Here is a 20,534-nt window from a genome sequence, read left to right on the forward strand (position 1 = left end):
AGGCATTTTTTTGATTTTGGTCCGCGCGCTTAAAAGAACTCAAGAGAAACGCGGAACATCTGTTCAACCTGGCGCACCTTGTCGGCAACTGCAAAAATCACCACGCGGTCATGTGCCTGAATTCGTTCATCGCCACGAGGCGTGATCACTTCACCATCGCGTAAAATACCGCCGATGCGAATACCCTCGGCCAACTCGACTTCACGCAAAGGTCGCCCGACCAGCGGGGATGTATCAAGTGCTTCCGCCTCGATAACTTCTGCCGCCCCATTTTGAAGCGCATGCACGGCCCGAATACGACCACGACGCACGTGCTGCAGGATCTTGGAGATTGTGACCTGACGTGGGTTCACGAAGGCGTCGATGCCAAGCGCATGTGCAAAGGCTGGGTAGCTCGTGTTGTTGAGCAGCGACAGGTTCCGCATGCAGCCCATTTTCTTGGCCATCACGCAGGACAGGATGTTGACCTCGTCTTCATTGGTCAATGCCACCATCATGTCGGAGTCTTCTACATCGGCTTCCTGCAGCATCACCTGGTCAAGCGCGCTGCCGTGTAATACCACGGTTCTGCGCAGTTCATCGGCAATACGGATCGCACGATCGCGGGAATGTTCAATGATCTTAACTTTGGTTCTGCTTTGCTTGCCTTCCAGCCGGCGAGCCACGTAGGCACCAATATTACCGCCACCAGCAATCAGAACTCGCTTTGCCTCGGGCTCTTCATGCCCAAAGATGCCAAGGGTCCGGCGCACTTGGCCACGCGCGCAGCATACATAAGCCAAGTCTCCTTCCCGCATCATATCTGAGCTATGAGGAACAAAAACCTTACCGTCGCGCGCAATACCCACGACAACGGAGGACAGATCAGGAAACAGCTCAGTGAGCTGTCGTAGCGGCGTATCCAGAACAGGGCAATCTGCGCTGCAATCAATCCCGACGATAATCATATTATCATCGGCAAAACGCACAGTTTCCATCGCGCCGGGCAGCGACAGGCGCCGCAAAATCATCTCACCTACTTCAATTTCCGGTGAGATAATCACGTCGATAGGCATGTTATCGCGCGAAAAAAGGTTGCGGTAATGAGATTGCAAATAGCTTTGCGCTCGCACACGTGCCACTTTGATCGGCACATTGAAGAGCGAGTGAGCCACCTGACATGCCACCATGTTGATCTCGTCATACAAGGTCACAGCAATAAACATATCAGCCTGATCAACGCCAGCCTGTGCCAAAATATCGGGGTGAGCGCCATGGCCAATAAAGCCGCGCACGTCCAGCGTATCACGAATGGCATGAACCAGCTGCGGGCTGGTATCAATTACAGAGACGTCGTTTTGCTCTGCTGCAAGCTTTTCAGCAATGCCGTACCCAACTTGTCCGGCGCCACAAATTACAACCTTCATACTTCAGTCCTTTGCTCTGCTCTTAGAAATCACCTGTTAGGTGAGACCAAGAGACTTGAGCTTTCGGTGCAATGCTGACCGTTCCATACCAATATATTCAGAGGTACGCGAGATATTACCGCCAAAACGTTTAACCTGGGCTTGCAAATATCCCCTTTCAAACTGCTCACGGGCTTCACGAAGCGGCAAGGAAAGCAACTCCTCTCCCCCGCTTGAGCCCGGCATGCTCGGCACAGTTGAAGCAACTTCTGCTGGCAGAAGATCAGCGGTGATCACAGCCTCAGGGTCTGCACGTGTCAGGATCATCAAGCGCTCAACATTATTGCGGAGCTGGCGCAGGTTACCCGGCCAGTCATGCGTCTGGAGCACGGCCATTGCATCCTCACCGATGCGGCGCATTGGCAGGCCAGTAGAGTTGGAAATCTGCTTCATGAAGAAGTGAATCAGCTGAGGAATATCCTCGCGTCGCTCTTCCAGTGCTGGCACGCGTAGTGGCACAACAGCCAAGCGGTGGTAAAGATCCTCACGAAACAGACCTTCGGAGATGCGGTTTTCCAGATTATAGGCGCTGGAAGACAGAATGCGCACATCCACCTTTACTTTGTTATGGCCGTTTTGGCGGGTGAATGTCTGGTCCACCAGCACACGCAGGATCTTGTTTTGTGTCTCCAGCGGCATGTCCGCGATTTCATCGAGATAGATGGTGCCGCCATGTGCCTCTTCAAAGGCACCAACCTTGCGCGCAGATGTGTCTGTCTCTTCAATCCCGAAGAGTTCTTCTTCCATCCGCTCTGGCGTAATATTTGCAGCGGAGAGAACGACAAACGGAGATTTTGAGCGCGGTGATGCCTCATGGATTGTGCGCGCCACGGTCTCCTTGCCCGAGCCGGATGGCCCGGTCACCATGACGCGGCTGTTAGTGAGGCAGATGCGCTCGATGGTCATGCGCAGGTTGTTGATGGAGGAGGAGCTTCCAACCAGATTGGATACGTCACCTGCTCGTTGTTTCAACTCTTTGATTTCGCGCTTCATGGACGAGGCTTCTAGAGCACGTTCTGTAATCAGAACCAACCTGTCAGCTTTAAACGGCTTTTCGATGTAATCGTAAGCGCCTTTTTTTATCGCAGAGACCGCTGTTTCCACGTTGCCGTGACCAGAAATGATCACAACGGGTAGATCAGGGTTTTCTTTCTTGATCTGCTCAAGAACTTCAAGCCCGTCAAGCTTGCTGCCCATCAGCCAGATATCAAGAATAATCAAAGAAGGTCGACGGTCGGCAATGGCTGCCAATGCCGCATCACTGTCACCAGCGGTACGGGTGTTGTAGCCATCGTCCTCTAAAATACCGGCGATCAGCTCACGAATATCTGCTTCATCATCAACAATCAGAATGTCACTAGCCACGGCTTATCACCACCATTCTTAAGTTTCACTTTGAGTAACGGAAAGATCTTCAACACTGCGGAGTGTCAGCCGAACCATGGCACCATGTCCGCCCTCGGCAACTGATGGCGCATCAAGCAGCTCAATTCCACCCCCATGATCTTCCATAATTTTCCGCACAATCGCGAGCCCAAGACCGGTCCCCTTTTCCCGGGTGGTCATATAGGGCTCTAAAAGACGTGCGCGGTGCTCGGTTGGAAGCCCAATTCCATTATCGATTACATCAATCGTATGGATCGAGCCTTCCGAATATAGTTTCACCAGAACATTGCCCTGCTCCGGGGTTTCTTCTTTCGCCAGATAGGCCTCAACGGCCTCTGATGCGTTTTTGATCACATTTCCCAGAGCCTGACCCACCAGACGACTGTCGAAGGTCACTTTCAAGGGCTCTTCCGGCACAACCGTTTCGAAGTGCACCTGTGAATTCGCAACGGACACCATGAAGGCGGTTTCGCGAACAACAGCGCGCAAATCGGAGGTTTCCATCTTTGGCTTTGGCATACGTGCGAAGGAGGAGAATTCGTCCACCATGCGTCCGATATCCCCGACCTGACGGATGATCGTATCCACACATTGATCGAAGACCTTGCGATCATCATCAGCAATGCGCTTGCCATAGCGACGGCGGATACGTTCTGCTGAAAGCTGGATCGGCGTCAGCGGATTTTTGATCTCGTGCGCGATGCGGCGGGCCACATCAGCCCAGGCTGAGTTGCGCTGTGCAGCGACAAGATCGGTAATATCATCCAGTGTCACCACAAAGCCATGCTCTGAGCGGGTGGCCTCTTCTGTTGTCACACGCACGTTAAGTGTGCGCTCACGCCCTTTGCGCATGATGGCAACCTGAGCCACCTGCGAGCGGTTACTACTTTCTTTCAGGGCCTGTGAAACAACTGTTTGAACCTCTGGAATACTATCGTAAATCGGCTTTTCCAGCAGTTCATCTTCGCCCTGATTGAGCAGGCGTTTTGCGGACCGGTTGACCATTGTCACATCGCCTTCGTCATCGATGCCAATGACCCCGGAAGAAACTCCGGCAAGCACGGCTTCGCTGAAGCGGCGGCGGCGGTCGATCTGGTCGTTTGCCGCCAACAGTGCGTCACGCTGCCCACGCAGCTGCCCAGTCATATTGTTAAAGGTTCGTCCAAGGTTCTCAAGATCACCGCTTGCTTTCTCGGCTTCAACTTCAACGTAATAGTTGCCTTTGGAGACCTGGTCGGCTGCGCCAATGAGGTTACGGATTGGCAGCACAAGTTGGTTTGCAAATCCAAAGCCAACCCAGATAGACGACAAGAGCAGCACCAGCGCCACGCCGACATAAACAAGGGCAAAGGCAAGCTGCACCCCAAAGCGGCGTTGTTCCAACTCGGCGTATTCACTGACCCCAGCTTCAGCAAGGCGTTGATACTCCACAACACGCGGATCAAGCGCACGGGTCACATAAAGATACAGATCATCATAGTCGGACAGTTTCATCACACCGCCCACCAGGTTGGAAACACCTGGTGCAATAAGGACAGGCGCTCCGTCCTTTGCCTGGTTCATTGCTACAGGAGGTGGTAGTAGCGGCTCAACTTTCGGGTCGCGCAGTACCCGTAAGACGACGGTCCCGTCCTCCTTCAAGATATAGGCACCAAGCAAACCACGTACCCATGTCTGTGTTTCAAAGAAACGATCAAACCGTGTTGGGTCATAGTAGTAGGAATTGCGGTTTTGATCGACATCGCCAGCCATGCTGATCAAGGTTGAGCGCAGAGAGTTTCCATGTTCTTGAACATAAGCTGCTGCAACAGATTGCGCATTGGAAATGATCTGGCGCGTTCTGGTTTCAAACCAGCGATCAAGCCCTTGATCGAGCGTAATTGTTGCAACCACGGCAACGATAAACGCTGGCAAAGCGGCCACCAGAGAGAACATCGTGACGATGCGCACATGAAGGCGAGCTGCTGCGCGTCCGCGGCGGCGGGCCTGCAACAGCTTCACCAATTCAACGATGATCAGCCCAATGAGCAAAAACACCAGCGCGCCGTTAAAGCTGAGCGCGACATAGACGACGTTTTGTGAAGGAACGATGGGCGTTACACCCAACAGCACCAGAAAAGAAACACCGATAGAACAAAGCGCCAGCAACACAACGGCAAGGCCGAACATGCGGGACTTACGGCCCTTACCAGCAAGCTTTCGGTTTTGGTCTTCTGCTTTTGGTTTGAAAATCATGAAACGCGAACCTGCGCACCTGCAATAACTTTATCAATTTTAGAAACAGACTCCTACCACACAATGTTGCTAAAATGCGACAATGGGTTTTATTAGTCACACTCTTCATGGGGAAAACTGAGAGCAGAACCATCAAGAAGTGTATGCCGCACACGCTTGGCACGCAGGTTGATCTTCACAACACCTTCATGCAGATAACAAAAACCTTTCCGTTTCCAAGCAAATTACGCAAAGAACGTTCTGCGTAAAACCGGGTTCTTGGAGTAAAACGCGAAATGGCGCCCGACGAGGCGCCATTTTTCATTTCTTCATAATCGCAAAAAGCTATCTTGAACTGCGGATCACCTGCACATCCAGATCGCGAATTTTCTTGCGCAGTGTATTGCGGTTCACACCCAGCAATTCTGCTGCTTTGATCTGGTTCCCGCGCGTTGCAGCCAGCACCACGCTGATCAACGGGTACTCAACCTCACGAAGAATACGGTGATACAGCCCTGGCGGGGGCAACTCTTCACCAAACTCGCCAAAGTAATCACTCAAAAATCGCTCAACTGAACCGCTTAGATCGTGCGCAGCGTGCGCTTCTCCCTCGCTGGATGCGGCGGCGGGCTGCGATAGCTCAAGGTCGATGAGGCTTGCAGTAATATCGTCTTGCGGGTAGAGCGCAGCCAAACGGCGCACCATATTTTCCAATTCGCGCACGTTTCCCGGCCAGCGATAGCGGCGCAGCTTATCCAAAGCTGCAACTTCCATCTGCTTGGCTGGCAGGCCTTCACCTTCTGCAACAGAGAAGAAGTGGCGCACCAGATCCGGGATATCTTCGGTACGCTCACGCAATGGCGGGAGGCGGATTGGAACCACATTGAGGCGGAAATACAAATCCTCACGGAACAAACCCTGATTAATCAGTTGCTGCAAGTCCTTGTTGGTTGCCGCGATAATACGCACATCCGTCTGGATTGGGGTACGTCCACCCACAGAGGTGTACTCGCCCTGCTGCAACACCCGTAGCAACCGGGTTTGAGCCTCCATTGGCATGTCACCAATTTCATCAAGCAGCAATGTCCCACCATCTGCTTGTTCAAAGCGACCAGAGGATCTTGCTTGTGCGCCGGTAAACGAACCTTTTTCATGACCGAACAACTCAGATTCAATCAGATCTTTGGGAATTGCCGCCATGTTCACAGCCACAAATGGTCCGTTACGACGCTTGCCGTAATCGTGCAGCGCGCGGGCAACCACTTCTTTACCTGTACCGCTTTCCCCGTTGATCATCACGGTCAGGTCCGTCTGCATCAAGCGCGCCAGAACTCGGTAGACTTCCTGCATTGCAGGTGAGCGACCAACGAACGGAATGTTATCATTCCCCTCTTCGCTCATATCAAACTGGCGCCCCTTTGGCTCTGCCAAGGCTCTGCCCACAATACTGGTAAGCTCTTTGAGGTCAAACGGCTTTGGCAGGTATTCATACGCTCCCTGCTCTGAGGCCTTGATGGCCGTCATGAAGGTGTTTTGCGCACTCATAACAATGACTGGCAATTCAGGACGCAGCTTACGGATGCGAGGCAGCACATCGAAGGCGTTTTCGTCTGGCATAACCACATCGGAAATCACCAGATCCCCTTCCCCAGAACTCACCCAGCGCCATAGCGTTGTAGCGTTGGAGGTAAGCCGCACGGTGTAGCCAGCGCGTGAGAGAGCTTGATTGAGAACGGTACGGATCGCAGAATCGTCGTCAGCAACTAAAATGGTTCCACTAGGCATACTCTTAGTCCTCAATTCCAGAATTTAAATCGGGCCCTGTAAAGGCAGGCATCAGAATGCGGAACTTTGTTCCGCTATTCCCACTTTCGCACTCCACTACGCCGCCATGATCCCCCACGATCTTGGCAACCAGCGCCAGCCCAAGGCCGGAGCCATTGGTTTTTGTTGTAATGAACGGATCAAATAGATGTTGCTTCAGGTCATTAGGCACACCGTGCCCATTGTCTCGCACACAAAACTCTAGCGGCAAGCTTACGCGTTCTTGAACGCCGGGCACTGAAAGGCGAACACCGGGCCGGAATGCTGTTGAGATTACAATTTCCGGTTTATTCACTCCGTTTAATGCTTCACTGGCGTTCTTGATGAGGTTGATGAACACCTGCACCAGTTGGTCCCGATTGGCAAAAACAGGTGGTAGTGAAGGGTCGTAATCTTCCGTGATCTTCACGCCCGCAGCAAAGCCGCTAGCTGCAACGCGCTTTACATGATCCAGCACAACGTGAATATTGACTGGCTCGCGATCAATGGGCCGCTCGTCGGAGAACACTTCCATCCGATCAACCAGTTTTACAATCCTGTCAGTCTCATCTGTAATCAGACGGGTCAGCTGACGGTCTTCTTCGCTGGCCGATTGTTCAAGTAATTGCGCGGCTCCGCGGATGCCGGAGAGCGGGTTTTTGATTTCATGTGCCAGCATGGCAGCAAGCCCTGTTACGGTACGCGCGGCGCCGCGGCTGGTCAGCTGCTTATCCAGCTTTTCCGCCATGGTGCGCTCCTGAAACAGGAGCACGACACCGCCTGGAGCGTCACTTAAGGGAGAGGCATGGATATCCACCAGCTTTTCTTGCCCAATACGCGGAGAGCCAATATCCACCTTGTATTCATTTACTGGGCCGCCACGCTCACGCACTTGCGCTATCAGCGCCAGCAACGGGCTTCCAAACGGCACGAACCATGAAACTTCGCGGCGTTTCAATACAGACAGGCTGGCATGTAAAAAGCCCTCTGCAGCGCTGTTTGCACCGACAATTTTATCGTCCTCACCAACCACGATCACAGGGTGTGGCAGGGAATCGAGCACGGCTTGGCCCTGAATCCCATTCCCGATTGCGTTTTTGGCTTTCGTCAGAGTGTCCCCTCCCATCTCTAACATCAAGCAGCGCTCCTCATTGGTGTTTTCATAAACCACTCATGCAACATGTTTCTTACATGCTCTCGATCCAAACTCGTCATCAAGCCTTTCATGAAACCTTGCGGCGCTTGTGCCAGTGAACCATTTGCGTCTAGATACCAGCCTATGTGCTTGCGAAATGCCCTGACGCCGATCTCAAGGCCATATTGCCCCAGCATGGCGTCGTAGTGCCCCACGACCAACTCTGCCAGTTCTTCCCCATAAAGATCGCTGCGTTTCTCGCCAGTTTCCAGATAATGCGCGATGTGACCTGGCAGCCATGGCCGCCCATAGGCACCACGCCCCACCATCACCAGATCAGCGCCGGATTGAGACAGCATTTCATCTGCATCTTCAAACGAACAACAATCACCATTGGCGACCAACGGCACATCAACGACATCACGCACTTTGCGAATGGCCTTCCAGTCCGCTTTGCCCTTGTAAAATTGAGAGCGCGTGCGTCCATGGACGGTGATCATCTGCACGCCTGCATCAACTGCCCGCTTGGCAAGTTCTGGGGCGTTTATTGAGCTTTCGTCCCAGCCCAGACGCATCTTCAACGTGACAGGTACTGATACGGCCTCCAGCGTGGCCTCAATGAGGGTCATGGCGTGATCCAGATCCTTCATCAAAGCAGAGCCGGAATAGCCAGATGTCACCTTTTTCGCTGGGCATCCCATATTGATGTCAATCACATCCGCGCCAGCTTTTTCCGCCATGCGCGCGCCTTCGCCCATCCAGTGAGGGTCTTTGCCAGCCAGCTGAACGATATGGGGGTTGATCCCCTCGCCGTCAGCACGCATGAGGGATTCTGGGTGCCCCGTACACAGCGCCTCGCTGGCGACCATTTCACTAACCACCAACCCAACACCGTAACGCAAAGCAATGCGGCGGAACGGCAGATCCGAAACGCCTGACATTGGCGCCAGAATTACTTTGTTTTTGAGAGGGATATTACCTATCGTCAGCATTATGTATATTTCTTAGAGGACCGAAGTTGCACATTTGGTGAGCAGTAATATAAGTTGCACATATTCTAACCAAACTAAAAATTTAGGCAAGGGAATATTAACGGGAGGTCATTGAGGTGTTGAGCTTCGCGGCCAAATCGAGCAAAACCGGGATCAACATAGTTCTTATAGAGTTGCTCTAAGCCTACACTGGGGTTCCTGAGCCGCTCAAACCAGGTGATTCAGTCTTGCAGCCAACCCCAAAAATTGCGTGTATCATAGTAGCCGCTGGACGTGGCTCGCGGATGTCCACGCAAGATGACAGCAGCCCAAAGCAATATCGCGACCTTGTCGGTAAATCTGTGCTTCAAAGAACACTGGAAGCAATCCTTGCCTCGCCTCAAATTAGTCAGGTATTGCCCATCATTCATGCTGAGGATGGGGAGGCATATAATTGCGCTGTGCGTACTGTGACAGACAGCCGGTTATCTGCGCCAATTTCCGGCGGGGCAACAAGGCAAGCTTCTGTGGCATGCGGGCTGAAGGCACTGGAAAGCGATGCGCCCGACTTTGTACTGATCCATGACGCGGCACGCCCTTTCCTTTCGCAAGCTGTGATTGAGGGTACGATCACAGCTTTGCAAGAAGGTGCGCAAGCTGCCCTTCCAGCCGTACAAGTGTGCGATACGCTTAAGCGGGCCGATGCAAACCAGCAGGTTCTGGAGACTGTTGACCGCAGCCAATTATGGGCAGCACAAACACCTCAAGGTTTTCCATACAGGCTCATCTGGGAGGCTCACCAAGCCGCACGGGAGCAAAGTCTGGACAGTTTTACAGACGACACCGCCCTCATAGAATGGCAAGGCAAGTCTGTTAGGCTTACAGCTGGTGACCCTCAAAACATCAAGCTTACGACATTAAACGACATGAAAAACGCACAGGACCAGATCGCCATGAAACAACTTGCAGAACTTGGCGACATTCGGGTTGGCACCGGGTATGACGTTCATGCATTTGAAGAGGGTGATGCGGTCATTCTTGGCGGCATCTCAATTGCACACACCCACAAGCTCAAGGGGCACTCTGATGCTGACGTTGGCCTGCATGCTTTGACGGATGCCATTTTCGGGGCGCTGGCGGATGGAGATATCGGGTCTCACTTCCCGCCAAGTGATATGAAGTGGAAAGGCGCGGCCTCTGACCAGTTCCTGAAATACGCAGTAGAACGGGTTCACAAACGCGGTGGTATGATCGCACACTTGGATTTAACAGTGATCTGTGAATCTCCAAAAATAGGCCCTCACAGAGAAGAGATGCGCAAACAAATCGCTGAGATCTGCGACTTGCCGGTTGGCCGCGTTGCTGTGAAAGCAACGACCTCTGAAAAACTGGGTTTCACTGGTCGTAATGAAGGCATTGCAGCGCAAGGGTGCGCCACCATCCGGCTTCCGTTTGAAAACTGATTGCCGCGACTTATAGGAGAGAACCATGACCGACATCCTATACCTTAAGGAAAGAGCACGCGTTCTCATTGCCAGATACGCCGAAAAAGACCTCAAAATCGCAACCGCAGAAAGCTGTACTGGGGGCTTGCTTGCAGGCCTTTTGACGGAAGTTCCGGGCTCCTCTGCCGTTTTGGATCGTGGGTTTGTAACCTACTCCAACGAAGCAAAGCACGAGATGATCGGTGTGCCAGTGGATTTACTGGTCAGTTACGGTGCGGTGAGCAGCGAAGTTGCTATGGCCATGGCGAGCGGAGCACATTTTTGCTCCAACGCAGATGTTGCTATCTCCATCACCGGCATCGCCGGACCAGACGGGGGCACCAAAGACAAACCGGTTGGACTTGTCTACTTCGGCCTTGCCCATGGTAAGACAGAAGCAAAGCACGTCCAATGTTTCTTTGAAAACACGGGACGCGATGGAATACGGTTTCAAGCTTTGGTGCAAGCACTGGAATTACTGGAAAATTTTATTGAAAATACTTAAAATAAATTAACCCTACTGCCGAAAGAGCCCGAGCTAACAAGGACGCCATAAGACTTTTAGAGAAAACTTAGATAAAATATATCTTAAATTTAGATCGGATTACTAATGAGATATATTTCTAGTTTATTTCTGAGTATCTGCTTGAGTAGCTCCGCATTTGCAGCCACGGACGTCTTCCTTATTTCACGGGGGCTTGACCAAGAGTTCATCGGCTCCCACGAAGTGCAAAAAATGCCGCGCGAGGGTTATGTCGAGCTGCGGCTTTGCGGCACATCCTACTGGGTCCGTCCCTACTCGATCGCCTGGACAAAGTGGGAGGAGCGATTTGGGCATAACATCCGTCTGGAGTTGAATCAGGGTTATGGCTGGGTGGTGATGTGCAACAAGCCAACCACACAGATCAGCCTGCAAGATGTTGGCATTTACACCACGCTTGATGAAACCATGAAACAGGGTGATCCAGACAAGGAAACGGCCACTCGCTTTCAGGCAATTCGGCGCACGTTCATCATGCGCAACGGCCTGACGCCTGAAGAGGCCGAAGCAGAAATTGCAAGAAGGAAGTATGAGAGCAGAGAATCTCTTCTCAACCAATTGCTGAATGAGCGTGAGGATCAGTAGCTCAAGGCATCATTGCAAAGCGCAATCCAGATACTTTGCAGAGTGATTCAGGTGCCGTAGATTTCATCTGCGCGGTCTTCAAAAGCGACAGAGAACTTGCGAAATGCCCGGTCAAACATGGCGCCCATCATCGCACCTAAGGTGCGGCTCTTGAACTCATAGTTTATATAAAAACTGACATCGCATTCTTTTTCCGCCACGGAGTGAAAACTCCAGACGTTTTCCAAGTGGCGGAATGGACCATCCAGATATTCAACTGTGATTTTGTTCGTCTCGCGGTCCATCGTGACCCGACTGGCAAAGGTTTCCTTGAAAACTTTATAGGCAACCGTCATATCGGCGATCAGCATCTCACCATCATTGGCCATCTTGCGGCGTCCACGCACCCGCAAAGCATGACACAACGGAACAAACTGAGGATATTGTTCCACATCTGCGACCAGATCAAACATATCACCAGCACTATGCTGAACTCGATGTGTACTTTCAAAAGACGGCATATACTCGCGTTCTTTTTCTTCTCGTTTTTCAAAATTATCAGGTGTCTCTAAGCGACCTTTTTTGATTTGCCAAGTGTAATCTTAAAGTTTGCCCCACAAGCGGTGACCCTACGCACCGCCTGATTGTCTAGACTATACGCTCACCTCACGTCTTTGATTTCGCTTCTTATGCGCGCCATACTAAATTTTCTGCACTTTCCAAAAACTATAAAGCAGCCTTACGATCTAATACAAATCTGCCCTTCAAGTGCTAAGAAGATGAACAGCGCCTCACCATCGTTCAAGACGATGAAGCAACACTTTGTGAGAACCAAAGCGCAAGGCTCATGGGTGCGAAGACTGGCATAGCACTAGCAGTCTCATGTGCGGGCGCGATTCAAAACTGCGGATGCAACAAAAAGTGGCATTTCATTTCAATTAAATCTTAGATAGAATTTCTTCAGATTTTCAGAAATTTGTAGCAATAAAGGTTTGTTGTGAAGAAATTTTCCAAATTAGTTGTGCCAGTTTTGCTGAGCGCTTTCGCTATGGCTGGGGCCGCCAAGGCAGCGGAGCAGTTCAAGTTAACCTCCATCAAACAGCTGGGCATTCAGGTGGTTGTAGAATCTGACCCTGATCTTTGGTGTCAGGACCATATCAAGCTCAAATTCATAGCGATGGAGGAAGAAAGCCTGACAGACCTCTCCCAAATGGTGCTTTTAACCGAAACCGTCGCAAAGCTGCTCTATAAAACCTGCCCAGAGATCAAAACAGTAAAAGCGAACGGCAACGTATTTTTGTCTGAGGAGACGACCTTTAGTCTTCAACTGCCAATGAAACGCATTTTAGCAAAACAGCCCGTGCCTGCCGCCGTGGTCGTACCAGCCGGTTCACCAGCGCCTTCAAACTAACAACGCTTCTTGGGAGAGTTTGAGCTCTCAATTTGGTCGTCCGTTTCATTTAATGCAATTGAAGTATTGAGGTATTTGGCATGCGCGTGCTTGTAAACAACTCTCTCAAAGTTATGGCAGTAACCGCTCTTTCGGCTACGTTTTTGATTTCTGCACACATTCCGCGCTCTTACGGCAATGAAGCTGTTGTGTTTGGTGCCGGAGCCGTTCTTGGAGCCGCACTTTCTGGTGCGCTCAATGGCCAACACAAACAAAGAAAACGAACAAGCAGCCGCAAGTCTGTCTTTGACTACAGAGTACAGGAAATTCAAAGTGCACTTTTGCAAATGGGTTATAATCCAGGGCCGGCAGATGGCTTCATCGGCGGAAAAACGCGAAGGGCCGTTCAGGCCTGGCAGAGGAACAACGGAACTCGTATCACTGGTGAGTTGACGGTGCGCGAGCACTGGCTTGTCGTTCATCGCATCCCACGGTTCTCAAACGTCGTTCCCAAAGTAAGCCCGGAAGTCATGCACCTGCGCGCGCTTGATGTGTTGCCTTTGCCACCTCAGCATTACCAAGTCTATGATCCGCAAGCGCCTTTGGCCGTTACGCCTCTTGCTCCAGCGGCACCGACACATATTGAGGCTCCGACGCATATCGCGGCCCCACAAGCTGTAGCACCACCTCCACACCCAGAACCAGATGACATGCCAGTGAGCGGTCGCCCCGCAGCCCTGCCCTCGCAAGCTGACTTTGAAAGTGCATTTGCAAACATCCTACCCGCATCATAATGCCCGAATGGGTCTTTAGTTTGCAGGGAAGACAAGCTTCTTGCACCTAACAAAAAAGCGCCCCGCGATAGCGTGGGGCGCTTTTTGAATTTTGCTGTCGAGGGCTATTGTTCAGTTGCCTTGCTTTGCTTTGCGAGCGGCTTTCAGCTCTGCGAAATCTTCCCCAGCGTGGTGGGAAGAACGGGTCAGAGGGTTTGCAGAAACCTTTAAGAAGCCTTTTGCGTAGGCGATTTTTTCATAGGCCTTGAAGTCATCCGGTGTTGGGAAATTGATAACCGGATGGTGTTTTTTGGTTGGCTGCAGGTACTGGCCAACGGTCAAGAAATCCACATCAGCAACACGCAAGTCATCCATCAACTGAAGCACTTCGTTGCGCTCCTCGCCAAAGCCAACCATGATGCCGGACTTGGTGAACATTTCCGGGTCAATTTCCTTCACACGCTGCAACAAGCGGATGGAGTGGAAGTAACGTGCACCCGGGCGAACCTTCAGGTAGTTGGACGGAACAGTCTCAAGGTTGTGATTGAACACATCCGGCTTTGCCGCCACAACGATTTCCAGTGCGCCATCCTTACGAAGGAAGTCAGGTGTCAGCACTTCAATAGTTGTCTTGGGAGAGGCCTTACGGATTGCGGCAATAACATTAGCAAAATGGGTTGCACCACCATCATCAAGATCATCGCGATCAACTGACGTGATCACCACATGTTCCAGACCCATGGATGCAACGGCCTTGCCAATGCTCTCAGGCTCGTTTTGATCAACCGGGCCTGGCATGCCGGTGCGCACGTTACAAAACGCGCAGGCACGGGTACAGGTATCACCAAGGATCATGAAGCTTGCATGCTTCTTGGACCAACACTCGCCAATATTCGGGCAACCTGCTTCTTCACAAACCGTTACGAGGTTGTTCTTGCGCACAAGCTCATGGGTTTCTTTGTAAACAGGGGAAGTGGGCGCCTTAACACGGATCCATTTTGGCTTGCGCTGAACTGGATTGTCCGGGCGATGTGCTTTTTCCGGATGGCGCGGACGCTCTTTTTCCTGCACCGCCGACGCCGTTTGGCTTTTATGATTAGGATCGAGTGTATTTACCAGTGTAACCATTTCAGTCCCGTCACGTCAGAGACACCTATTACCAGCTGGTCTTAACGAACAGTCTGGCAGTCCCTTTTAAATTTAGTGGTCCATAGCAGGAATTAAAGTGTCTCTCAATGTGAGAGATTGGTTCCACTTCATTCCGCGGTCCAAAACCTCGGCTATTCAAAGCCAATCGCATTTCCACCAATCAATGTGGCGATAAGAGCAAATGCGATGGAACCAACCATCGCAACAACAGCTTGATCGACATACTCATTTCCAAAGGAAACTTCCAAGTCCGCAAACTCGAAGAGGTAAACCCCTGAAATTCCGCCAAGAAATCCGGCAATGATCAACACACCGAACTCTCCGCCTAAGAGAGCCATCACCAGCAGGCTCGCAACAAGCGCACATACTGCAGATGTGGCGAGCCAAATGATAGAGTTCATAAAGTCCACGGGCCTACTCCTTTTTTTTAGAAGAGTACCGGGGAAATTTTAAGCCCCTCTCACTGTTTCATGTTCAGTGAGAGGGAAATTTATTAGATGTTGAGTGCACGTCCGTAGGCGTCCAACACACTTTCCTTCATAGTTTCAGAAATGGTTGGATGCGGGAACACAGTATGCATCAGCTCTTCTTCAGTGGTCTCAAGACCCATTGAGATGACAAAGCCCTGAATAAGCTCGGTCACTTCAGCGCCTACCATATGTGCTCCAAGCAACTGACCGGTTTTCTTGTCAAAGACAGTTTTCACCAGGCCTTCAGGCTCACCAAGAGCGATTGCCTTACCGTTGCCCATAAACGGGAAACGACCAACGCGAACTTCATAACCTGCATCTTTTGCACGCTGCTCTGTCAGACCAACGGAGGCGACCTGCGGATTACAGTAGGTACAACCAGGGATCTGATCACGCTTCATTGGGTGAACATCTTCGCCAGCGATTTTCTCGATGCAGATCACGCCTTCGTGCTCAGCTTTATGGGCCAGCATTGGAGGACCAGCAACATCACCAATTGCGTAGATGCCTGGAACGTTTGTGCGGCTAAAGTCATCTGTTACGATGCAGCCACGCTCGGTCTTGATACCAAGGGTTTCAAGGCCAAGGTTTTCAACATTGCCAACCACACCAACAGCAGAAATCAGTTTATCAGCTGTGATGTCCTGTTTCTTGCCGTCTTTGGTTTCAATGGTTGCTGTGATCTGGCCTGCGCCCTTCACAACTTTAGAAACCTTAGCGTCCAGTACAAACTTGATACCCTGTTTTTCCATCTGCTTTTTGGCATGTGCGGAAATCTCAGGATCTTCGACCGGCATGATTGTCGACATCATCTCAACGACGGTCACATCAACGCCCATCGTGTTGTAGAAGGATGCAAACTCGATGCCGATCGCGCCTGAACCCATCACAACGAGGGATTTAGGCATTTCGGCTGGTACCATCGCTTCAAAGTAGGTCCAGATGCTGTCTTTGTCCGGCTCAAGGCCAGGAAGAACACGTGGTCTTGCACCTGTTGCAACAATGATGTGCTTTGCAGAGTATGTGCCGTGTCCCTTAACGGTTTTTGGCACTGGCGCTTGTGGCTCATAAGCCTTGCGCTTTGGTGCTTCAACCTTGATTTCGCCCGGCTTGGTGAGTGTTGCCTCACCCCAGATGATGTCGACCTTGTTCTTCTTCATCAAGTAGCCAACACCGCCGTTCATCTGCCCGGCGACACCGCGCGAGCGTTTGACAACAGCCTGAGCGTCAAAACCAATAGTTTCAGCAGACAGGCCAAAGTCCTTGGCGTGCTGCATGTTGTGGTAAACATCTGCCGAGCGCAAAAGCGCCTTGGTTGGGATACAACCCCAGTTTGAGCAGATACCACCCATATGTTCACGCTCAACCACCGCAGTCTTGAAACCAAGCTGCGCGGAGCGGATTGCGGTTACGTAGCCACCAGGACCCGAACCAATGATAATCACATCGTAGGCGTTGCCACTCATCTATTTAACCTCGCCAAATCGGCCTCTGCGCTTGAGGCTCCACATAAAGGTGAGAGAACTTTTCAAAGTTCTCCAAAACGTACTCGGGCAGTTCTCCGCTGTCCTTAGTGACAAGCTTTCCTCTGCCATCACCTGTTTCCAGTCGTTCCAGCGTTCGCTGTGCACGGCCCAGATAGGCGTCATTCATGTGTTCGGTGTGCGAATAAGCCTCAAGTTTCGTAACCACCTTGTCCATATCTCCCAAAAAGCTGAAGTGCCAACTGGAGGAACGGATCAAATTGCGCCGCATAGCTCGTTTGTATCGGGCCAGAGCTTTCCATTGCCATAAAGCTGTTTCCAACACTGCTGGAAGGCTTTTGCTTTGGTACGCCCGCTCTCGTCTGAGAGCTTGAGCCCCCTTAAAAAACATAGCGCTGATCATTCTGGGACAAGATGTAAAGTCCGAAATATCGTCTTTATAGTTAAGGCGGTACCGGAAAATATCTGAGCCAAAGAAAGTCAGGCTACGTGCACTTTTAGGATCGTGTTTTGTTTTGAACAGTGCATCTGGCTTTGGAATTTCGTCCACGTCAGACACAAGGATCAAATCCTTTCCTGAAAGGTCTTTAAGGCCACGTTCTATGCTTTTGCGTTGGTGGTACTCCCTTGACCATGCGCTTTGCTCGCCCCCTGGCATATCCTCCACAATGATGTGTCGGATCTTGCTCATGAACGGTGCAAACCGCGACTTATTATCAGCAAAATAGAGCGGTTTTTCGTTTCCGGTAAATGTTTTTGTTGCCTCTACCAGAACGAACTCATCCACCACATCAAAAAGTTCACCTAAGCGAATTTCCAGCGTATCGAGTTCATTGAAAAACGTGAAGCCATCGACAACTTTGACCATTTGCTTTGGTCTCCTTGTTCAATTGGACTTCAGATTACTCCACTCTTTTTGCTCACACCTACCACTTGGATTTACCGGCAGAAAATCAGGGTTTCCTGTGCTCTGCCGGTAAATCCTTTATTTAAACCAGCATGGACATCGGTTTTTCGATGAACCCTCTGAAGGCTTGCAATAGCTGAGCGCCCAAAACGCCATCCACAGCACGGTGGTCCGTGGAAAGGGTTGCAGACATCACGGTTGCCGGAACGATCTCATCGCCCTTAACAACAGGACGTTTCTGCCCTGCACCAACGGCCAGGATGGTTGCGTGCGGTGGGTTGATCACCGCTGCAAATTCCTTGATGCCGAACATGCCAAGGTTGGAAACAGAGGTTGTTCCGCCCTGGAATTCGGTTGGCGCGAGCTTACGCTCACGTGCACGTTTCGCCAGATCTTTCATTTCGTTGGAAATGGTAGACAGCGTTTTTTCTTCTGCACTGCGGATGATCGGAGTGATCAGACCGCCATCAATGGAAACAGCAACACCAACATCAGCATGCTTATGCATAACCATGCCGCTCTCAAGATAAGACGCGTTTGCAGCTGGAATTGCTTTGAGTGCAAGCGCATGTGCCTTGATGATCATGTCGTTGACAGACAGCTTGTAGGCAGGTTTGCCGTCGGCGTCCTTTGGAGCTGATGCATTGAGCTGCGCACGCAGAGCCAGCAATTCATCCAGCTCACATTCCAGTGTCAGGTAGAAGTGCGGAACCGTTTGCTTGGATTCTGTCAGACGCTTGGCAATGATCTTACGCATACCGTCATGAGGAACCAGCTCGTAAGAGCCTTCCTCAAACAGCTTCAGGGTCTGCTCATCAGATGGAGCAGACGCCAGCGCAGCTTTTGGAGCTTCAGCCGCCTTTGGTGCTTCAACAGCCTTAGGCGCTTCTGCTTTGCCGGTGCCAGCTGCAATTGCTGCGTCCACGTCGCGTTTTACAACGCGGCCCTTTGGACCAGAACCTGCGATCAACGCAATGTCGACGCCGTTCTGTTTTGCCAGGCGGCGCGCCAGCGGTGAAGAGAACACACGCTCACCAGATGCAGCTACCGGAGCTGCAGGAGCTGGTGCAGGTGCAACTTCGGCTGCTGGTGCAGGAACTGCAGCTGGTGTTGCTGCAGGTGCAGCGGCTGCTACTGGAGCGGAGGTATCGATTGCAGATGCATCTTCGCCATCTTCAAGCAGAACAGCGATGAGTTCGTTCACCTTCACACCCTGAGCACCCTCAGGCACAAGGATCTTGCCAACAACGCCTTCATCAATGGATTCAACTTCCATTGTTGCTTTGTCAGTTTCGATCTCTGCAATTACATCACCAGCGGAAACGGTATCGCCTTCTTTAACGAGCCATTTGGCCAGATTGCCCTCTTCCATGGTTGGAGAGAGAGCAGGCATCAAAATGTTGATAGACATATCTTCGCCCCTTAGCCCTTAAGCGGTGTAAGTTACGGCTTTCACCGCATCGATAACTTCCTTGGCATTTGGCAGAGCCAACTTCTCAAGGTTTGCTGCATACGGCATTGGAACGTCTTTGCCTGTCACACGCAGGATCGGCGCATCCAGCCAATCGAACGCTTCAGACTGAACCTGGTAGGCAATTTCAGCAGAAACGGAACAGATCGGGAAGGCTTCTTCTACAGTTACAAGACGGCCGGTCTTACGAACGGAGGCAAGGACGGTATCCATGTCCAGAGGGCGAATGGTGCGCAGGTCGATCAGTTCAACTGAAACGCCCTGCTTTGCCAACTCATCAACAGCCTGCAGCGCGTAGGTCATGCCGATGCTCCAGGAGACCATGGTCGCATCAGTACCTTCGCGAACAACCTTCGCCTTGCCGATTGGCAGAACCAGATCTTCAACATCCGGCACGTCGAAGTGCTGTCCGTAAAGGATCTCGTTTTCCAGGAACACAACAGGGTTTGGATCGCGAATAGCTGCTTTAAGCAGGCCTTTTGCATCCGCTGCGGTGTAAGGCTGAACAACCTTTAGACCTGGGATAGAGGCATACCATGCTGCGTAATCTTGAGAGTGCTGAGCACCCACGCGCGCTGCTGCACCGTTTGCACCACGGAACACCATAGGCGCACCCATCTGACCGCCAGACATGTACAGTGTCTTAGCAGCAGAGTTGATGATGTGGTCAATTGCCTGCATTGCGAAGTTGAAGGTCATGAACTCAACGATTGGGTTCAAACCTGCCATCGCAGCACCAACTGCAAGGCCGGTAAAGCCATGCTCGGTGATTGGTGTATCGATAACGCGCTTTTCGCCAAACTCGTCCAGAAGTCCCTGGGAGATTTTGTAGGCGCCCTGATACTGAGCAACTTCTTCGCCCATCAGGAATACGTTTTCGTTGCGGCGCATCTCCTCTGCCATCGCGTCGCGCAAAGCTTCACGAACGGTCATGGAAACCATTTTGGTGCCCGCTGGGATTTCCGGGTCAGCAGGGGCAACACTTACAACAGGAGCTGCTGGCGCAGCCGGTGTCGCCGCCGGAGCTGGTTCTGCAACAGGTGCTGGCGCAGCTGCCGCGACTGGTGCTGCAGATGCAACCGTGTCAGCCGCAGATGCGTCATCGCCTTCTTCCAAAAGCACAGCGATAGGTGAGTTCACCTTCACTTCTTCCGTGCCTTCAGCAACAAGAATTTTACCAAGAATGCCTTCATCAACAGCTTCCACTTCCATGGTCGCTTTATCAGTCTCGATTTCAGCAATCACGTCTCCGGCAGAAACGGTATCGCCTTCTTTCTTGACCCATTTGGAAAGCTTACCTTCCTCCATGGTCGGAGAAAGTGCAGGCATCAATATTTCAACAGCCAT

General features: G+C 51.6%; 18 protein-coding genes. 5 read left to right on the forward strand and 13 right to left on the reverse strand.

The genetic code is table 11. The annotated features are described in order from the left end of the window. Nucleotides 1–29: 29 nt before the first annotated feature. From trkA to dusB, 6 genes are all read right to left on the reverse strand, one after another. Nucleotides 30–1,406 (reverse strand): Trk system potassium transporter TrkA, encoded by a 1,377-nt coding sequence (gene trkA / locus BMZ51_RS00190; RefSeq protein ID WP_068009751.1) that lies wholly within the window; start codon nt 1,404–1,406, stop codon nt 30–32. Between the two features lie 36 nt (nt 1,407–1,442). Beyond that, nucleotides 1,443–2,810, reverse strand: coding sequence for a nitrogen assimilation response regulator NtrX (gene ntrX / locus BMZ51_RS00195; RefSeq protein WP_068009749.1), 1,368 nt, complete (start codon nt 2,808–2,810; stop codon nt 1,443–1,445). Nucleotides 2,811–2,828: 18 nt separating this feature from the next. After that, nucleotides 2,829–5,000: a sensor histidine kinase NtrY-like gene (locus tag BMZ51_RS00200; RefSeq protein ID WP_068009889.1), complete on the reverse strand. Its 2,172-nt coding sequence runs from the start codon at nt 4,998–5,000 to the stop codon at nt 2,829–2,831. Nucleotides 5,001–5,390: 390 nt separating this feature from the next. Further along, entirely contained in the window at nt 5,391–6,830 is a 1,440-nt protein-coding gene (ntrC, locus tag BMZ51_RS00205; RefSeq protein ID WP_068009748.1) for a nitrogen regulation protein NR(I), read from the reverse strand. 4 nt (nt 6,831–6,834) lie between these two features. Next, nucleotides 6,835–7,974: a two-component system sensor histidine kinase NtrB gene (locus BMZ51_RS00210; RefSeq protein WP_208979262.1), complete on the reverse strand. Its 1,140-nt coding sequence runs from the start codon at nt 7,972–7,974 to the stop codon at nt 6,835–6,837. A gap of 8 nt (nt 7,975–7,982) precedes the next feature. Next, nucleotides 7,983–8,975 carry a tRNA dihydrouridine synthase DusB gene (gene dusB, locus BMZ51_RS00215; RefSeq protein WP_068009745.1) on the reverse strand — a complete coding sequence of 331 codons (993 nt, stop codon included), beginning with the start codon at nt 8,973–8,975 and terminating at the stop codon, nt 7,983–7,985. A gap of 227 nt (nt 8,976–9,202) precedes the next feature. Between dusB and BMZ51_RS00220 the strand changes: the two genes are divergently transcribed. The 3 genes from BMZ51_RS00220 to BMZ51_RS00230 all read left to right on the forward strand — a co-directional run bounded on the left by BMZ51_RS00220 (nt 9,203) and on the right by BMZ51_RS00230 (nt 11,564). Then, nucleotides 9,203–10,417 (forward strand): bifunctional 2-C-methyl-D-erythritol 4-phosphate cytidylyltransferase/2-C-methyl-D-erythritol 2,4-cyclodiphosphate synthase, encoded by a 1,215-nt coding sequence (locus BMZ51_RS00220; RefSeq protein ID WP_139201321.1) that lies wholly within the window; start codon nt 9,203–9,205, stop codon nt 10,415–10,417. A gap of 25 nt (nt 10,418–10,442) precedes the next feature. Next, a complete protein-coding gene (locus tag BMZ51_RS00225; protein WP_068009741.1) occupies nt 10,443–10,943 on the forward strand; it encodes a CinA family protein in 501 nt (166 codons plus the stop codon). Between the two features lie 141 nt (nt 10,944–11,084). Continuing rightward, nucleotides 11,085–11,564 (forward strand): hypothetical protein, encoded by a 480-nt coding sequence (locus BMZ51_RS00230; protein WP_068009739.1) that lies wholly within the window; start codon nt 11,085–11,087, stop codon nt 11,562–11,564. Between the two features lie 47 nt (nt 11,565–11,611). Here BMZ51_RS00230 and BMZ51_RS00235 read toward each other — a convergent pair whose 3' ends face one another. Then, nucleotides 11,612–12,064, reverse strand: coding sequence for a type II toxin-antitoxin system RatA family toxin (locus tag BMZ51_RS00235; protein ID WP_074881658.1), 453 nt, complete (start codon nt 12,062–12,064; stop codon nt 11,612–11,614). A gap of 527 nt (nt 12,065–12,591) precedes the next feature. Between BMZ51_RS00235 and BMZ51_RS00240 the strand changes: the two genes are divergently transcribed. Together BMZ51_RS00240 and BMZ51_RS24225 are read left to right on the forward strand one after the other, a co-directional pair. Then, nucleotides 12,592–12,954 (forward strand): hypothetical protein, encoded by a 363-nt coding sequence (locus BMZ51_RS00240; RefSeq protein ID WP_139201322.1) that lies wholly within the window; start codon nt 12,592–12,594, stop codon nt 12,952–12,954. 80 nt (nt 12,955–13,034) lie between these two features. Further along, nucleotides 13,035–13,727, forward strand: coding sequence for a peptidoglycan-binding domain-containing protein (locus BMZ51_RS24225; protein ID WP_068009733.1), 693 nt, complete (start codon nt 13,035–13,037; stop codon nt 13,725–13,727). 111 nt (nt 13,728–13,838) lie between these two features. Here the strand turns inward: BMZ51_RS24225 and lipA are convergent, their stop codons facing one another. The 6 genes from lipA to BMZ51_RS00275 form a co-directional block, all read right to left on the reverse strand. Beyond that, nucleotides 13,839–14,834: a lipoyl synthase gene (gene lipA, locus BMZ51_RS00250; RefSeq protein ID WP_068009730.1), complete on the reverse strand. Its 996-nt coding sequence runs from the start codon at nt 14,832–14,834 to the stop codon at nt 13,839–13,841. 152 nt (nt 14,835–14,986) lie between these two features. Next, nucleotides 14,987–15,256 carry a hypothetical protein gene (locus BMZ51_RS00255; RefSeq protein WP_244271420.1) on the reverse strand — a complete coding sequence of 90 codons (270 nt, stop codon included), beginning with the start codon at nt 15,254–15,256 and terminating at the stop codon, nt 14,987–14,989. A 92-nt stretch (nt 15,257–15,348) separates the two neighbouring features. Continuing rightward, a complete protein-coding gene (gene lpdA, locus BMZ51_RS00260; RefSeq protein WP_068009726.1) occupies nt 15,349–16,791 on the reverse strand; it encodes a dihydrolipoyl dehydrogenase in 1,443 nt (480 codons plus the stop codon). 4 nt (nt 16,792–16,795) lie between these two features. Beyond that, on the reverse strand, nt 16,796–17,677 hold the full coding sequence (locus BMZ51_RS00265) for a glycosyltransferase family 17 protein (protein WP_068009724.1): 882 nt from the start codon (nt 17,675–17,677) through the stop codon (nt 16,796–16,798). Nucleotides 17,678–17,798: 121 nt separating this feature from the next. Further along, nucleotides 17,799–19,127: a pyruvate dehydrogenase complex dihydrolipoamide acetyltransferase gene (locus BMZ51_RS00270; protein WP_068009722.1), complete on the reverse strand. Its 1,329-nt coding sequence runs from the start codon at nt 19,125–19,127 to the stop codon at nt 17,799–17,801. 18 nt (nt 19,128–19,145) lie between these two features. Next, complete coding sequence (locus BMZ51_RS00275) at nt 19,146–20,534, reverse strand: pyruvate dehydrogenase complex E1 component subunit beta (protein WP_068009721.1); 1,389 nt, start codon at nt 20,532–20,534, stop codon at nt 19,146–19,148.

It is taken from the genome of Pseudovibrio axinellae, assembly GCF_900110875.1.
GTDB classification, from domain to species: Bacteria; Pseudomonadota; Alphaproteobacteria; order Rhizobiales; family Stappiaceae; genus Pseudovibrio; species Pseudovibrio axinellae.

Excerpts from the sequence above, each read along its gene's own strand:
- trkA (WP_068009751.1), bottom strand. The coding sequence starts at position 1,406 with ATGAAGGTTGTAATTTGTGGCGCCGGACAAGTTGGGTACGGCATTGCT.
- BMZ51_RS00200 (WP_068009889.1), bottom strand. The coding sequence starts at position 5,000 with ATGTTCGGCCTTGCCGTTGTGTTGCTGGCGCTTTGTTCTATCGGTGTT.
- ntrC (WP_068009748.1), bottom strand. The coding sequence starts at position 6,830 with ATGCCTAGTGGAACCATTTTAGTTGCTGACGACGATTCTGCGATCCGT.
- BMZ51_RS00210 (WP_208979262.1), bottom strand. The coding sequence starts at position 7,974 with ATGGGAGGGGACACTCTGACGAAAGCCAAAAACGCAATCGGGAATGGG.
- dusB (WP_068009745.1), bottom strand. The coding sequence starts at position 8,975 with ATGCTGACGATAGGTAATATCCCTCTCAAAAACAAAGTAATTCTGGCG.
- BMZ51_RS00225 (WP_068009741.1), top strand. The coding sequence starts at position 10,443 with ATGACCGACATCCTATACCTTAAGGAAAGAGCACGCGTTCTCATTGCC.
- BMZ51_RS00235 (WP_074881658.1), bottom strand. The coding sequence starts at position 12,064 with ATGCCGTCTTTTGAAAGTACACATCGAGTTCAGCATAGTGCTGGTGAT.
- BMZ51_RS00240 (WP_139201322.1), top strand. The coding sequence starts at position 12,592 with ATGGCTGGGGCCGCCAAGGCAGCGGAGCAGTTCAAGTTAACCTCCATC.
- BMZ51_RS24225 (WP_068009733.1), top strand. The coding sequence starts at position 13,035 with ATGCGCGTGCTTGTAAACAACTCTCTCAAAGTTATGGCAGTAACCGCT.
- lipA (WP_068009730.1), bottom strand. The coding sequence starts at position 14,834 with ATGGTTACACTGGTAAATACACTCGATCCTAATCATAAAAGCCAAACG.
- BMZ51_RS00255 (WP_244271420.1), bottom strand. The coding sequence starts at position 15,256 with ATGAACTCTATCATTTGGCTCGCCACATCTGCAGTATGTGCGCTTGTT.
- lpdA (WP_068009726.1), bottom strand. The coding sequence starts at position 16,791 with ATGAGTGGCAACGCCTACGATGTGATTATCATTGGTTCGGGTCCTGGT.
- BMZ51_RS00265 (WP_068009724.1), bottom strand. The coding sequence starts at position 17,677 with ATGGTCAAAGTTGTCGATGGCTTCACGTTTTTCAATGAACTCGATACG.
- BMZ51_RS00270 (WP_068009722.1), bottom strand. The coding sequence starts at position 19,127 with ATGTCTATCAACATTTTGATGCCTGCTCTCTCTCCAACCATGGAAGAG.
- BMZ51_RS00275 (WP_068009721.1), bottom strand. The coding sequence starts at position 20,534 with ATGGCTGTTGAAATATTGATGCCTGCACTTTCTCCGACCATGGAGGAA.